The organism is Gordonibacter sp. RACS_AR68, from assembly GCF_030418485.1.
Taxonomy (GTDB): Bacteria; Actinomycetota; Coriobacteriia; order Coriobacteriales; family Eggerthellaceae; genus Gordonibacter; species Gordonibacter urolithinfaciens.
This window is the reverse complement of record NZ_JAIPUP010000008.1, coordinates 50,512-64,297: the sequence shown is the minus strand read 5'-3', so window position 1 is coordinate 64,297 and position 13,786 is coordinate 50,512. Positions and strand designations below refer to the sequence as shown.

10 protein-coding genes are annotated in these 13,786 nt (G+C 69.8%); 4 read left to right on the top strand and 6 right to left on the bottom strand.

The window, feature by feature from the left end:
- Positions 1–154 precede the first annotated feature (154 nt).
- The 3 genes from K9U15_RS13735 to K9U15_RS13725 form a co-directional block, all read right to left on the bottom strand.
- Positions 155–2,566 carry a cation:proton antiporter gene (locus tag K9U15_RS13735; RefSeq protein ID WP_123674151.1) on the bottom strand — a complete coding sequence of 804 codons (2,412 nt, stop codon included), beginning with the start codon at positions 2,564–2,566 and terminating at the stop codon, positions 155–157.
- Positions 2,567–2,873: 307 nt separating this feature from the next.
- Complete coding sequence (locus tag K9U15_RS13730; RefSeq protein ID WP_096228439.1) at positions 2,874–3,911, bottom strand: DUF5692 family protein; 1,038 nt, start codon at positions 3,909–3,911, stop codon at positions 2,874–2,876.
- Between the two features lie 109 nt (positions 3,912–4,020).
- The gene (locus tag K9U15_RS13725) at positions 4,021–4,638 is read right to left on the bottom strand and encodes a TetR/AcrR family transcriptional regulator (RefSeq protein ID WP_096228440.1); all 618 of its coding nucleotides are present in this window, start codon (positions 4,636–4,638) and stop codon (positions 4,021–4,023) included.
- 323 nt (positions 4,639–4,961) lie between these two features.
- On the opposite strand from K9U15_RS13725, the gene K9U15_RS13720 reads away from it, so the two are divergent.
- Genes K9U15_RS13720 through K9U15_RS13705 form a run of 4 tightly spaced genes read left to right on the top strand, consistent with a single transcriptional unit; the run spans position 4,962 to position 8,691 of the window.
- A complete protein-coding gene (locus tag K9U15_RS13720; RefSeq protein WP_227153944.1) occupies positions 4,962–5,594 on the top strand; it encodes a cytochrome c3 family protein in 633 nt (210 codons plus the stop codon).
- Between the two features lie 22 nt (positions 5,595–5,616).
- Positions 5,617–6,123 carry an FMN-binding protein gene (locus tag K9U15_RS13715; RefSeq protein WP_123674152.1) on the top strand — a complete coding sequence of 169 codons (507 nt, stop codon included), beginning with the start codon at positions 5,617–5,619 and terminating at the stop codon, positions 6,121–6,123.
- Positions 6,120–7,970, top strand: a complete 1,851-nt coding sequence (locus K9U15_RS13710) for an FAD-dependent oxidoreductase (protein ID WP_123674153.1) — start codon at positions 6,120–6,122, stop codon at positions 7,968–7,970. The genes K9U15_RS13715 and K9U15_RS13710 overlap by 4 nt, the downstream gene beginning before the upstream one ends.
- A 1-nt stretch (position 7,971) precedes the next feature.
- On the top strand, positions 7,972–8,691 hold the full coding sequence (locus tag K9U15_RS13705; RefSeq protein ID WP_301156386.1) for a hypothetical protein: 720 nt from the start codon (positions 7,972–7,974) through the stop codon (positions 8,689–8,691).
- 337 nt (positions 8,692–9,028) lie between these two features.
- Here K9U15_RS13705 and K9U15_RS13700 read toward each other — a convergent pair whose 3' ends face one another.
- The 3 genes from K9U15_RS13700 to K9U15_RS13690 form a co-directional block, all read right to left on the bottom strand.
- Positions 9,029–9,961: a MarR family transcriptional regulator gene (locus K9U15_RS13700; RefSeq protein WP_301156385.1), complete on the bottom strand. Its 933-nt coding sequence runs from the start codon at positions 9,959–9,961 to the stop codon at positions 9,029–9,031.
- Between the two features lie 143 nt (positions 9,962–10,104).
- Positions 10,105–10,773, bottom strand: coding sequence for a DUF1847 domain-containing protein (locus K9U15_RS13695; RefSeq protein ID WP_161959753.1), 669 nt, complete (start codon positions 10,771–10,773; stop codon positions 10,105–10,107).
- A gap of 158 nt (positions 10,774–10,931) precedes the next feature.
- A complete protein-coding gene (locus tag K9U15_RS13690; protein ID WP_123674157.1) occupies positions 10,932–13,781 on the bottom strand; it encodes a cation-translocating P-type ATPase in 2,850 nt (949 codons plus the stop codon).
- Positions 13,782–13,786 lie beyond the last annotated feature (5 nt).

Sequence of the window (13,786 nt, the reverse complement as noted above, 5' to 3'; positions counted from 1 at the left end):
GCGGACGGCGGGGAGGGCGGCCGGTTCCGAAGGCCGCGAGGTCGCTTTCGTCCGGGTGCGGCGGCGCGTGGGCGCCCAGGCTATACTCCCGATGACCCCGCCTCTCCAAGGAGGCGGGGAGTGCTCGCCCGGCCGGGGAGCGGTGGCTCACCACTCACCTGCCGGCGAAGGGGACGTCGTCTTCCTCCTCCTGCCTTGCGGACGGAGGCTGCGGGAGGATGGCGGCCTGCCCGATGAGCTCCGCTGCGCGGGCGGGATCGCCGACGAGCCAAACGCGGTCGCCGGCGAACAGCCGCGTGTTGCGGGAGGGCTTCATCCTCAGGAGCGCCTCGTGCTCGTGGGCCACGACCAGGCTGCCGAAAGTGCCCTTGAAGTCATTCGCGGCTATGGTCTTGCCTGCGAAGGGAGAGCCGGCCTCAACGTCGAGCGCGAAGCAGGCGGCGTCGAAGCGCGCCGGGCCGTGCGCGAGGTAGGTGTCGAGCATGGCGCTCTCGGCCTCGTCCTCTTCGAGCGAGCCGTCCTTGAGCATGCTCTGCAGGTAGGCGTCCACCTCGGCCTCGGTGCCGAGGAACGCCAGCACGTCGCCCTCGCGCACGCCGAGGGGGTCTTCCGGGTCGTTGATGCGTCGCGTCAGCTCCTCCTTCGAAAGGCGTGCTACCTCGTCCTCTCCCACCCGCCGGCCGTCGCGCACGATGGCCATGAGGTCCAGGTTGTGCGCGATGCCGAACATCACGTCGGTGGAGCGCTCGGAGCCGAGCAGCCTGAGCGTGCGGGACGCCTCCACCTCCACGGCGTACAGGTGCTTTTCCACCCAGTTGGCATGATCCTCGTGGGAGAGGCTCGCCCGGCGCTCGGCCAGCACGCTTTCCTTGAGGTTGCCGGTGAAGCTCGTTTCCAGCTTGAGGAACAGCGAGTGCAGCGTGCGCGAGCGGCCGAGCACGAGGGTGCAGGCAATGCCGAGGAGCGCCATCCACGCGAGGTTGTCCGCTCCGGCCGCGTAGGCGATGAACAGGACCGACCCGAACGAGACGGCGATGCCCGCCGTCGAGAGCGCCACGAGGGCGGGGCGGTTGCGCCGGCGGCGCATCCACAGCGCGCCGAACTCGTTCTTGCGCCACGTGTAGAACAGGTTCGCCATGAAGATGCCCGTGACGAGGATGCCGAGGACCGCCATGCCCACGGTCAGCAAGGGCGCGGGCGCTATGCCGTGCAAGAGGCGCGGCACCATCCTCACGAGCACCTCCACCGAGGCCACGGCGCTGAGCACCACGAGCCCCGCCTTGAAGAACCAGCGCTTCAGGTAGTCGCGCCACAGGTTCTCGCCCTCGTCGTCGGCATCTTCCTCGGCCGCCTCTGCGCGCCGCTCGAGGAAGGCGAGCGCTCGTGCGGGCAGCGCGCGCACGAGCAGGCGGTAGACGCGCTCGGAATTGCGCACGAGCAGGGGCGAGGCGAGCGAAGTGACCACCGATACCGTGACGATGACGGGGTAGAGGAAATCCGCGGTCGCGCCGAGCGAGAGCCCGAGCGCTGCAATGATGAACGAGAACTCGCCGATCTGGGCGAGGCTCAAGCCCGCCTTCACCGCCGTCCTGAGCGACTGGCCGGACAAGAGCGCGCCCAGGCAGCAGAAAAGCGAGCGGCCCGCCACCGTCACGACGGCCAGCAGCACGACCGCTCCCAGGTTGTCGAGCACGGCCAAGGGCGCTACTAGCATGCCCACCGAAACGAAGAACACGGCGCCGAACAGGTCCTTGAGCGGTTTGAACAGGGCTGCGATGCGCGGGGCCTGCACGGTTCCCGCGAGGATCGACCCGGCCATGAACGCGCCGAGGGCCGAGGAGAACCCGATGCCCACGGCGAGCGCCGCCATGCCGAAGCACAGCGCGATAGAGGCGACGAGCAGTATCTCGTCGTTAACCGTGTCGCGGATGCGCTTGAGGGCGCTCGGCACCACGATGACGCTCAGCGCGAACCATACGATGAGGTAGAGGGCCATGCGGCCGATCTTGAGTGCGACATCCGCCGGGTCGGCGCCGGCGCCGGCGCCGACCGTGGAGAGCACTGCGAGCAGGAACACGGCCGCGATATCCTCGATGACGAGGACGCCGAACACGAGCTCGGCGAAGCCCTGGCCCTTGATCCCCAGGTCGGTGAACGTCTTCACGATGATGGACGACGACGAGATGGCGAGCATCCCGCCGAGGAACAGGCTCATGACGAACGGCCAGCCCAGAAGCGTGCCCACGATCAGCCCGAGCGCGATCATGAGCGACATCTCGGTGGCGGCGGTCACGATGGCAGGACGGCCCACGGTGGTGAGCTTGAGCACGCTGAACTCCAACCCCAGGCCGAACATGAGGAATATGACGCCGATGTCCGACCACGTGGTAATGCTGGCCGTGTCCACCACGGTGGGCACCCATACGATGGCCGGGCCCACGAGGAAGCCCGCCAGCACGTAGCCCACCACGAGCGGCAGCCTGAAGCGCCGGCACGCGATGGTTACGACCGCCGCCACCGCGAGGATGAGGGCGAGGTCGGTGATGAGCTGCGGCAGGTTCTGCATGGGTTCCTTCCTGGGCGGGGGGTGCCCGGCGTCGCAGGAGCGCGGCATCCAACCACCCTATTCTAGCAGGTCGATGCTCCTTGCGCCCCGCCGCATCTCGTGCCGCGGCGTCGCTGACCGATCGGAGCGCATGCCGATCGGTGTCCCGCACGTGCGCCTTGCCGACAGCGGGCCGCGGCCAGGCAGTAAGGGGGGCGGCAAGGGCGAGGAGGTCCTCTCACCGGTCCCGTGCCACCGAAAGAAGGAGCCCGCCGGGAACGGCGGGCTCTAGGGAGCGGGTCGGTTCGCTGGTCGGATCCGGAGGAGCTTACGCTCCCTGCGGGGCGGCGTCGTCCAGGTCGGGCTTGGGATCGCTCGGCAGCTGCGGCGCGTCCTCGCGACGGGCCATGGCCTGGTCGTAGTCGCGCGTTCCCACGAACACCTCGTTCAGGTACGGGTTCACCTTGAGCTTCCTGGCGCGGTACATGATGTAGGCGAAGGCGGCCACGTTGGCGACGAGGGCGATCACCGACACCACGAGGTTCACGTTCGGGTTGTTCACCGACTGCACGCTGAACACGCTGTAGTCCTGGAACGCGGGGAACACCTGCGCGAACATGCACCAGATGGCCAGCGTGAACGCGCGGTTCTGGATCCAGCCGCCCTTGTTCCAGAACATGGCCGCCACGGTGGGGGCCAGAAGCAGCGCGAGGCCGCAGTAGAACGAGTGCGTGGGCAGGCAGTTGTAGGTATAGCAGAAGTTCCACAGGTCGTAGGCCAGGATGAACACCCACGTCATGTCGGGCCACAGCATGTCCTGCTTCTTCTTGGACACGTAGATGCCGAACCAGCCGGTCATGCAGGCGATGTTGATGAGGCCCGCCACGCCGTTGAACACGTTGTGCCAGCCGCCGTAGAGCGTGACGCCCTCGGAGGACACCCAGGTGGTGCCGAACGCGCGGAAGGCGCTCTCGAAGTCGCTCACCACGGCGATGAGGATGTTGATGGCCACGATGACGAACGGGAAGCACTTGAACCAGTGCGACTTGCCGATCTTGCCCCACCGGTACTTGAGCGCCATGAAGCCGATGCACCCGATGGTGGCGGCGTAGAGCTTCGCGTAGTGGAACCAGCTGTTCATGTGCAGGTACGTGGGGTTGTTGAGCGCCCAGTCGGCGCCCATGCCGGCGCCGACGTAGATGGCGACGAAGTACGCCGTGAGCGCCAGCGGCACGCCGATGAAGCAGACGGTGCCGCCGATCTTCGAGCGTCGCGCGACCTCGTTGATCAGGATGAGGCCGATGAACACCATGGCCCAGCCGAGCCACTGGTACAGGGCGTTCTCCCCGTAAACTTGGAACAACATGGAAACCCTCCTTTGTTCGGGTATGCTTCGCACAGGCCGCCTTCCGGCCTGCTGATTCCTAAGATGAGATGGTCGCGTGCCCTTGATGTGCCCGAGGCGCCGCGTGCGGCTAGCTTCCGCCGGGCGGGCTCGCGTCGCCGCGGTCCATGTGCAGGGTCTGGGCGATGAGGTCCTTCAGCACCTCGTCGCTGGCGTCGGGGTGCGTGCGCAGGTAGCCCACGATCCCCAGGATGAGCACGTAGAACGTCTCGTAGACGTGCTCGATGCGTATCTCGTGGAGCGCACCGTAGTCGCGCACCGTCGTCTCCACGATGTAGGAGGCCACGCGATCGGCCACGCGGTTCACGAAGTCGATGTAGAGCGCTGCGTTCTCGCGCGAGGCGAGCGAGCGGCGGAAGGCGTCGTGCTCGAACACGCCCAGCCGCATGAGCCTCACGACGCTGGCGAGCGCGCTCTCGATGTCGCCGGGATGGCGCTGCGCGTTCCAGTAGTGTGTCGCCTCGATGAAGTCCGCCACGTAATCGTCGAGCACGGCCGAGGTCACGGCCTCCTTGTCGGGGAAGTAGTGGTAGAACAGCGAGCGCGTCACGCCCACGCGGTTCGTGATGTCCTGGACGGAGGTCTTCGAGAGGCCCTGCTCCTCGTACAGCTCGCGGGCGGCGGCCACGATGTCGGCGCGCCGTTCGGCCGATGCCGCGTTGCGTGCTTTGTCGCCTGCGGTTTCCATGCTGCCCTCCTTGCGCTGCGCGGACCGGCTGCCCGGCGCGCCGGGCGTTCCGCGCCTGATCTGTCCGACCCCTGATGAGCGCAGCATACGCCCCTCGTTGACGGAGCGTCAATAGACAGTTTCGACGATTCGTCAACCCGTTGGGAGGGCAACGGGAGCGGCTCGGCGCGGCTGGCGCGGAGCGGTTGCTGACGGATGGCGCGCTGCCGTCAACGGCGGCTTCCGCATACCCTCGAAAGGTGCTAGCATGCGCCCAAGAAGTTCAGAAATGTAATAAAAAAGAAACACAATTGAAGCAAAAAAAGGAGCGGAGGAGGGAGACCATGGAAGAGAAGCAGGGGGCGGAGGCCCGCAGGGACGCAGTGGGAACGCCCGAGGTCCGAGCCGGCGCATCGCACGAGGCCGGAGAGCCGGCAGGCAGGCGGCGCGGGAGGCGCTGGCCGATCGTCGTTGGCGTGGTGGCGGTGGTGCTGGTTGCCGCCGGGGCCGGGTTCTGGGCCTGGCACGAGCAGCCGGGCTTCTGCAACGCCGTCTGCCACGACCCGATGGACGCCTACGTGGAGGGCTACTACGAAGACGCCGCGCTCATGGCGAACGAGCACGCCCGCGCCGACGTCACGTGCCTTCAGTGCCACGAGGCGAACATCGAGGAGCAGGTGACGGAAGGGCTTGCCTGGGTGCGCGGAGACTTCGCCACCGACGAGTCGGGGCATCTGACCGTCCAGGGCGTGACGGCCGACAAGAAGATGTGCGCGACGGGCGGGTGCCATGACTGGGAGGACGTGAAGGCGGCCACCGAGGACTGGGGCGGCGAGGCGGGCGTGAACCCGCACGCGTCCCACCAGGGCGAGGCCATCGACTGCAGCAACTGCCACGGTGCCCACGGCCCGTCGTATATGTACTGCAACGCCTGCCACGACTACGACGTGCCCGCCGGCTGGGAAAGCCCCCGATAGGGTGCGTGAGAAGGAGGAAGCGATGATGAGGAAGACGGCAACGGCCGTATGCGGGGCAGCCATGCTCGCGATGGGCATGACGGGCTGCGCCTCGACCTTCGAGGGGTCGGGGTCGAAGGACGCGGCGAGCGCCGAGCAACTGGCGATGCGCCTCGACGACCCGTGGGCGCAGGAGGCATCGTCCGACGCGCGGGCGAAGGCCGAAGGGACGCTCGCCGACGGCGTGTACACAGGCGAGGGCAAGGGGATGGAAGGCCCCATCACCGTCACCTTGCTCGTGCAGGACAACCGCATCTCGTGCTTGGAGACGACCCAGGAGGGCGAGAGCCAGAGCCGCGGCGGCTACGAGGCCATCCGCGACGGCAAGTTCGCGACCATGATCGAGGCCGTGCAGGGGGCCGACATCGATGCGGTGAGCGGCGCCACCATCACCACGGCGGGCGTCAAGCAGGCGGTGGAGGACGCGCTCTCGCAGGCGGAGGCCGCAGCTGCGGGCGCGACCGCGAGCCAGGGAGGAGAGGCGAGATGAGCGAGAGCATGAAGAAGGGCGCGCGGGGCCTCACCCGGCGCGGCTTCCTTGCGGGGGCGGCGGCCGCCCTGGGCGGCACGGCGGCCGCTGCGGCCATGCCGGGGGCTGCCTTTGCCGTGCAGGAGGGAGTCATCGGCGACTGGGCGGCCGACGGCTCGAAAGACGTGTCCGTGCCGCCAAGCGCCGCCACGAACGCCTCGTGGTCGGACGGCACGTACCGCGAGCACAACGGCGCGGCCTTCCCGGCCGACGACGCGAGTCCCATCCCGCCGCGCGCGGTTCCCGCCACGTGGGACTACGAGTGCGACATCTGCGTGGTGGGCGCGGGCGGCGGCGGGCTGAACGCGGCGGCACGCGCGGCCGAGCAGGGCGCGCGGACCATCTGCGTCGAGGCCCTGGGCCTGCACGGCGGCAACGCCCAGGAGGCCGGCATGTGCGCCATCCTCGGCGGCTCGAAGCTGCAGGAGTCCAAGCGCTTCGCCTTCCCCAGCTACCCCTTCGACGCGCGCAAGCTGGCCGACTGGGCCATCGACGAGTACCACTACGCCTGCGACCCGCTGCTCATCCACCGCATCGCCGAGGCGGGCGGGAAGTGCATCGACTGGATGGCCGACTGCGGCGTGCGCTGGCGCTTGGGCGAGGTGCCGGTGTACGTGGCGCCGAAGAACTCGACGCTCGACCACCACGTGCTGAAGATGAAGGACGCCACCGACGCCATGTTCAGCTTCGGCCAGAAGCACGGCGTGCAGTACCTCTTCCAGAGCCCGGCCGAGGCGCTCGTGCAGGACGGCGACGGGAGGATCGTGGGCGTGGTGGTGCGCGAGGGTTACGGCGAGGAGAAGTACATCCACGCCGAGCGCGCCGTCATCCTCACGGCGGGCGGGTTCTGCAACAACAAGGCGCTGTTGCAGCGCTACATCCCCACGGCGGCCATGGGCTGCGCCTCGAGCTACCTCACGGCGGGCGAGACCGGCGAGTGCTTCCGCATGGGCCTGGGCGTGAACGCCGACGTGTCGGGCTTCAACAGCTCGGCCAGCTTCGACGGCGGCGTCGATTGGGAGGCCGAGGGCGGCCAGTGGGCGCGCTTCCTCTACGACGGCATGACGCAGCTGTCGCGCCAGCCGTGGTTCACCGTCGACCGCTGCGGCAACCGCCTGCGCTACCTGGACAGCCGCGTGGGCGAGGACGGCGCGAACGCCATCTACGCGCTGGGCGATTTGGCCACCATCCAGATGACCCCGCCGGGGCACCGCTCCTACATCGTCTTCGACGCGCACTACGAGGACCATCTGGCGGGCTTTGCGCAGGAGCACTGCCGCAAGCTCATCACGCCCGACCTCGAGCAGATCGACAAGGTGCCCGAGCACTACCGCGACTGGCACCACGGCGTCGAGGACGCCATCGAGGCCGACGTGCTGAAGAGGCGCGACACGCTCGAGGAGCTGGAGCGCGACTTGGGCTTCGAGCCCGGCGTGCTCGTGGAGGCCGTGGAGAAATGGAACGAGTGCTGCGAGCGCGGCGAGGACGACTTCATGTACCCCATGCCGCCCGAGTGGCTGCACGCCATCAAGGACCCGCCGTTCTACGGCTGCCGCATCGGCGGCAACCTGTACGGCACGAAGGCGGGCCTCATGATCAACGACGAGATGCAGGTGATCTCGACGAAGGGGCGGCCCATCCCGGGCCTGTACGCCGGCTGGCACACGGCCGGCGGCGCGTGCGGCGAGAACAGCTACATCGGCGACCCCATCCTGGGCTCGCTCTTGGGCGACGTGAGCCTGGCGTTCTGCGGCGGGTATTTGTGCGGCACGTTCGCGGTGGAAAACGAGATGAAGGGAGGGGAGTAGCATGAAAGAGCAGATGAAGGCCATGGCCCGGCCGTACGGGACGCTGTTTCTGATCGCGCTCGCGGTGGCGCTCGCAGGACGCGTGGGGCTGGCCGTGATGGACGTGACCGGCACGCTCTCCTACGACTACATCTCGGCGGCGAACGTGCCCATCCTGGACGTGGTGTGCTCCATCCTGACGGGCTCGGCATTGGTGGCGTTCATGTACGCGGCGTCGCTTGCGATGGTGGTGTCCACGGCGGGGGTGGCGCTCTACGGCTTCCTGGTTTGGCGCGGCGAGGGCGCCCCTGCGCGGCCCGCAGCGGCGTTTCTGTGGGGCTGGGCGACGGCGCTCGTGGCCATCGCGTGCCTGCTGGTCACGGTGAGCGGGATCCTGTCCGCCGTGCAGGTGGCGTCGATGAGCTCGAAGCTGCCGGGCATGCCGGTGCTGGTCCTCGCGCTCGTGGGCTTCGCGGCGTTCCTCGGCACGCTCCTGGGCGCGGCCTCGATGGTCGTGTGCGCGTGCCTCGCCCGCAAGCGCCCCGGCCGCGCGCTCGTGCTCGCGGCGCTCGGGTGCGGCCTCGTGGTGATGGCGCTCACCGTGGGCACCTTCGCCGCCATCAACACCGCCAACATCAACCTGGCCGCCGTCGGCGGCTGGCTCGCAGCGGATATAGCGGTGAACCTGGTCATTCTCTTCGGGGCGAACGCCCTGGTCAAGAAGGCTTCTCGTTCGATCTGAACAGGCGCCCGATGCTGTTCTGCGCGTGTCGGGAGGGCGGTCCCCCCGACACGCGCGAACGGGCAGGGCATCCTTCCCGAAATCGGTATCTCCGAGTCACCGTTTTGAACGCTGTGAAGCGTTTCGATGGGTCAGGGGGCCTTTTTGATCGACCTGTTTCGACGGCGAAGAACGTTTTCGCAGGTCGGCAAAATCGGATCCTCGCCTCTGGGAGTGCGAAAGCTTCAGAGCGGCAAAAACGGTGACTTCAACCTGCCGATTTCGGGAAGAGGGCGCTTGGAGAGAAGGAGCAGTCCCATGCCAAACGTCCCAATGGGGACCGTCCCCCTTCGGGACGTCACTCGATGGGCTGCAGGAGCTCGAGCGCGGCCTTGCGGTCGAGCTCCTTGCGCGCCTGGACGTCGGCGATGACGACGCGCCAGGTGCGGGCGAGGGCGCGCCGCCGGTCTTCGTCGAGGCGCGCCCATAGCTGCGTGCGCGCGAGGGCGTCGACGGTGCGGGCGATGACCTTCTGCTTGCGCGCGCCCTCGTCGGTGGCTGCCACGAACACGGCCTTGCGGTCGCTCGGGCTGGCGAGGCGCTGCGTCCATCCGCGCCCGGCCAGGCCGTCCACGGCGCGGGCCACGGCCACGGGGCTCATCTGCAGCTGCGTGGCGAGGTCTCCCACGCGCAGGGGCTCGTCCACCTCGCCGAGGCGCTGGAGCACGCGGCACTCGGCGAGCGGCGCCCCCGCCGCGCGGCGCAGGGCGCCCTCCATCGCGCGCTTCACCAGCTCGAGCGACACGAGGGCGCGCGAGGCGGCGAAGCGGGAGGCGACGTCGCCGGAAAGCGGCGGTTCGATGCTCGCGCCGGCGGCGATGGACGCTTCCAGGATGGCGCGGTGGTCGGCGTCCTCGGTGGGGAAGAGTGCGTAGAGGCGCTCGACGATGGAGACGTTTGCGCGGGCGACGTGCTCCTCGCCGGCCCCGGTGGCGCGCGCGGTGCGCGTGCGGCCGTCGGCCCCCTCGCTGCGCAGGCGTTCGGCGAAACCGGCCTCCTCGAGCGCGTTCAGCGCCTGCGTGACCACGTTGGGCTTGAGGTCGAGGAGGCGCCCCAGGTCGGACTGCGCGAAGCCGTCAGGGCCCGCGGCCAGCAGCTTCACGAGCATGCGGTACTGCGTGACGTTGAGCGGGCTCGCCGCCGCGAGGCCGCTCTTGAGCGCGCGGTGGGTGAGGTCGAACGCGACGAAGAAGGTGGAGTCGAGCGCCAGGTCCTCGCCGCCGTCTTCCATTCCGCACCTCCTCCGTCTCGGATTCTTTCATCGTTGAAACGATATTCTACCGTGAGGGAAGGCGGTTCGCCGAAAACCCATGCAAGGGCCATCGAGCGGTACCGGAGCCTCCGCCTTGCCGCATCCGTAAGGTCGAAACAGGGTCAGACCTGCGCGATGCCGCCCTCGCGGCAGGCGTCGACGGTCTCGTTCAGGCGCCGGCGGTACACGGACTTGGATGCGTAGAGGCCGGCGCAGGCGTTGTGACCGGTGACGTGGTCCTTCGTCACGAGCGTGGTCGTGGGGGCGTGCGAGTGGCGGTAGAACAGCGTGTCGTGTCCCACGCACAGGCCCATGACGATGTTCAGGTCGGTGCCCTCCTCCTCCAGAAGGCGGGCCTGCATGACGGGGTTGCACAGCACCGGTCCCTCCCCGCCGCCGGCGGCGGGCGCCAGGCCGAGGTCGGCGCGGCGGTTGCCCTCCACCTTGCAGGCCACGCCGAACACCTCGAAGCCTGCGCGCTCCAGGAGCTTGCGCAGCGTGCGGTTCTCGTCGAGCAGCATCGTGCAGGTGGCGATGCCGATCTTGCGGGCGCCCATGCGCGCGGCGAACTCCATGGTCTCCTGCACGCGGGTGAGGTTCGCGCAGCGCTCGCTCGTGAGCGCCGCCGCCTGCATGATGCGGTGGTTCTCCGGCTCGCGGTAGCGCGCGTGCACTTCATCGTGGATGGCCTCGTCTACGAGTCTCTCCACGCACTGCGGCGGGTTGCCGCCCGTCTGGAACTCGCACGCCTCGCCGGCGCAGCTCAAGCACGAGAACCCGGTACCGTCCATCAGCTTCCCCTTCCAACGCCTCTTCCCAGGAAGCGCGGCCGCCATGCGGCGTCCGCGCCCGTCAGGCCCCAGTATAGACGATCGTGCGCCCCGCGTCCGGATGCGGGGCGCCTGCTGGAGAGGGACGGCGGGCCGCCCGTGTCGCGCCCGCCCGCAGGCTAGCCCCGCAGGCCGGCCGTCCCCTGCCCGCGCCGCGCCCTCCAGCGTCCGATGGCCTTCGCCGCCTCGGTCTGCACGAGCGAGAGGAAGGCCAGGCCCAGCACCGTTGCCCACTGCCACGCGTCCATGGCCGCGCCGCCGAACGCCTCGCGCACGGGCGGCACGAGCAGCACGACGAGCATGAGCGCCGTGCTGGCGGCCACGGCCCAGGCGAGCTGCGGGTTGCGGCCGCCCTCGCGGTCCCATACGGGGTCGGTGTCGGAGCGCTGGTTCACGGCGCGCAGCACCTGCGAGAAGGCCAGCACGCCGAATGCCATGGTGCGCCCGACCGCGTCGCCGCCCGCCTCGCGCCCGACCACGAACGCGAGCAGGGCGAAGGCGGCCACGAACAGCCCTTGGAACACCACGCGGCGCGCCTGGCGCCCCTCCAGCAGCGTGCCCGCGCGCAGCGGCGGGTGCTCCATGATGTGGCGGCTCGCCGGCTCCACGCCGAGCGCCAGCGCGGGCAGCGTCGCCGTGGCCAGGTTCACCCACAGGATCATGACGGCTGTGAGCGGCGCGTTCCAGTTCAGGGCCACGGCGGCCAGCAGCACCACGATCTCGGCCAGGTTGTCGGCCACGAGGAACTGCACGACCTTCTGGATGTTGCGGTGCACGCGCCGCCCCTCGCGCACCGCGTACACGATGGTGGTGAAGCGGTCGTCCAGAAGCACCATGTCGGCGGCGTCCTTCGCCACGTCGGTGCCCGTGATGCCCATGGCCACGCCGATGTCGGCGGCCTTGAGCGCGGGCGCGTCGTTCACGCCGTCGCCCGTCATGGCCGTTACCTCCCCGTCGTGCTTGAGCGCGCGCACGATGCGCAGCTTGTGGTAGGGGGACACGCGGGCGAACACGCTGGCGCGACGCACGGCGTCGTCGAGGGCCGCGTCGTCCATCTCCTCCAGCTCCTCGCCCGTGACCACGAGGTCGCCGGGGCGGTAGATGTCAAGCTCCTCGCCGATGGCGCGGGCCGTGGCGGCATGGTCGCCCGTTATCATGACGGTGCGCACGCCGGCCGTGCGGCATGTGTCCACGGCCGCACGAACGTCCGGGCGCGGCGGGTCCATCATGCCCACCAGCCCCACGAGCACGAGCTCTCGTTCGATGTCCTCCTCGTCGCCGGGCACGGCGGGAAGCGCCCGCGTGGCGAAGGCCAGCACGCGCAGGGCCTCGTCGGAGAGCCGTGCCGCCACCTCGATCGCATGCGCGCGGTCGTCGTCGGTGATCGGGCGCGGCCCGTCGTCGTCCATGACGAAGGCGCAGCGGGGCAGCAGGCCGTCGAGGGCGCCCTTCACGGCCGCCACCACCTGGCCCTCGCGCTCGTGCACGGTGGCCATGCGCTTGCGGTCGGAGTCGAAGGGGCGCTCGGCCAGGCGCGGGTAGGATGCGCGCAGGGCCGCCGGGTCCACGCCTATATCGCGCGCCATGACGAGCAGCGCGCCCTCGGTGGGGTCGCCTATCACGGCGTCCGGGGCGGCAGTGCCGTCGGCGGCAGCAGCAGGCGGCCTTCCGCCTTCGGTCGGGCCTCGTTCGCCCTCCGCGCCCCCGTTCCCCGCGGCCCCGGGCGCCTCCTCGCCCTCCGCGAAGCTCGCGTCGTTGCAGAGGGCCGCCACGAACGCCAGGTCGCCGAAGAGCGCGGGGTGCGCCGCGAGCGCCGCGGCAGGCTCCTGGGCCGTGTCGCGGTCGAGGTCCGGGCCCAGCGCCACGCGCACGACGCTCATGCGGTTCTCGGTGAGGGTGCCGGTCTTGTCCGTGCAGATGACGGTGGCGCCGCCGAGCGTCTCCACGGCGGGCAGCCGCCGCACGAGCGCCTCGTGCCGCGCCATGCGCTGCACGCCCAGCGCCATGACGATGGTGGCCGTGGCGGGCAGGCTCTCGGGGATGACGGAGATGGCCAGCGACACGGCCAGCAGCAGAAGCGGCACGAACGGCCGGCCGTAGGCCAGGCCGATGGCCACCACGGCCAGCGCGGCCGCCACGCCCACGATGGTGAGCAGCTTGCCGAACGAGGCCAGCTTGCGCTTGAGCGGCGTGTCCAGCTCCTCGTCGCCCTCCAAAAGCCCCGCGATCTGGCCGACCTCGGTGCCCATCCCCGTGGCTGTCACCACGCCCCGTCCTCGCCCGCCCGTGACGATGGACGTGGCGAAGGCCATGGTGGAGCGGTCGCCGAGCGGCGCGCCGGGGGCGACCGCCGCATCGGCGTCCTTCTCGGAGGGCACCGACTCGCCGGTGAGCGAGGCCTCCTGCGCGCGCAGGCTCGCCGAGTCCAGCAGGCGCAGGTCGGCGGGCACCATGCTGCCGTCGTCCAGCAGCACCACGTCGCCCAGCACGAGATCGCGGGCGGGCAGGATCTCCTCGGCGCCGCCGCGCACGACGCGGGCCGTGGGCGCGGAGAGCGACCGCAGCGCCTCGAGCGACGACTGCGCCTTGCGCTCCTGCACGATGCCTATCACGGCGTTCACCACCACGATGGCGAAGATGATGCCCGCCTCGGCCCACTCCCGCAAAAGCGCCGAGAGCACGGCCGCCACCACGAGGATGAGCACCATGGGGTCGCCCAGCTGCTCGCGCACCATGGCGCCGAGCGTCTTGGGCGGTTTCGAGGCCAGCTCGTTGGGTCCGTTCTGGGCCAAGCGGCGGCGTGCCTCGGCGTCCGTCAGGCCGTCCGGCGAGGTCTCGAGCGCCGCGAGCACGACGTCGGTGGGCTTTGCGTGCCAGGGGGTTGCCGCGGCCTCTGCGCGCGGGGAGGGGGCTGCTGCGGCGGCCGTGCCCTCGGGCGCGGCAGGGGAGGGCGTGGTGCGGGGTTCCATAGGGT

Coding starts and splice junctions, on each gene's coding strand:
- K9U15_RS13720 (WP_227153944.1), top strand. CDS start 4,962: ATGGAAGAGAAGCAGGGGGCGGAGGCCCGCAGGGACGCAGTGGGAACG.
- K9U15_RS13725 (WP_096228440.1), bottom strand. CDS start 4,638: ATGGAAACCGCAGGCGACAAAGCACGCAACGCGGCATCGGCCGAACGG.
- K9U15_RS13710 (WP_123674153.1), top strand. CDS start 6,120: ATGAGCGAGAGCATGAAGAAGGGCGCGCGGGGCCTCACCCGGCGCGGC.
- K9U15_RS13735 (WP_123674151.1), bottom strand. CDS start 2,566: ATGCAGAACCTGCCGCAGCTCATCACCGACCTCGCCCTCATCCTCGCG.
- K9U15_RS13695 (WP_161959753.1), bottom strand. CDS start 10,773: ATGGACGGTACCGGGTTCTCGTGCTTGAGCTGCGCCGGCGAGGCGTGC.
- K9U15_RS13705 (WP_301156386.1), top strand. CDS start 7,972: ATGAAAGAGCAGATGAAGGCCATGGCCCGGCCGTACGGGACGCTGTTT.
- K9U15_RS13715 (WP_123674152.1), top strand. CDS start 5,617: ATGATGAGGAAGACGGCAACGGCCGTATGCGGGGCAGCCATGCTCGCG.
- K9U15_RS13700 (WP_301156385.1), bottom strand. CDS start 9,961: ATGGAAGACGGCGGCGAGGACCTGGCGCTCGACTCCACCTTCTTCGTC.
- K9U15_RS13690 (WP_123674157.1), bottom strand. CDS start 13,781: ATGGAACCCCGCACCACGCCCTCCCCTGCCGCGCCCGAGGGCACGGCC.
- K9U15_RS13730 (WP_096228439.1), bottom strand. CDS start 3,911: ATGTTGTTCCAAGTTTACGGGGAGAACGCCCTGTACCAGTGGCTCGGC.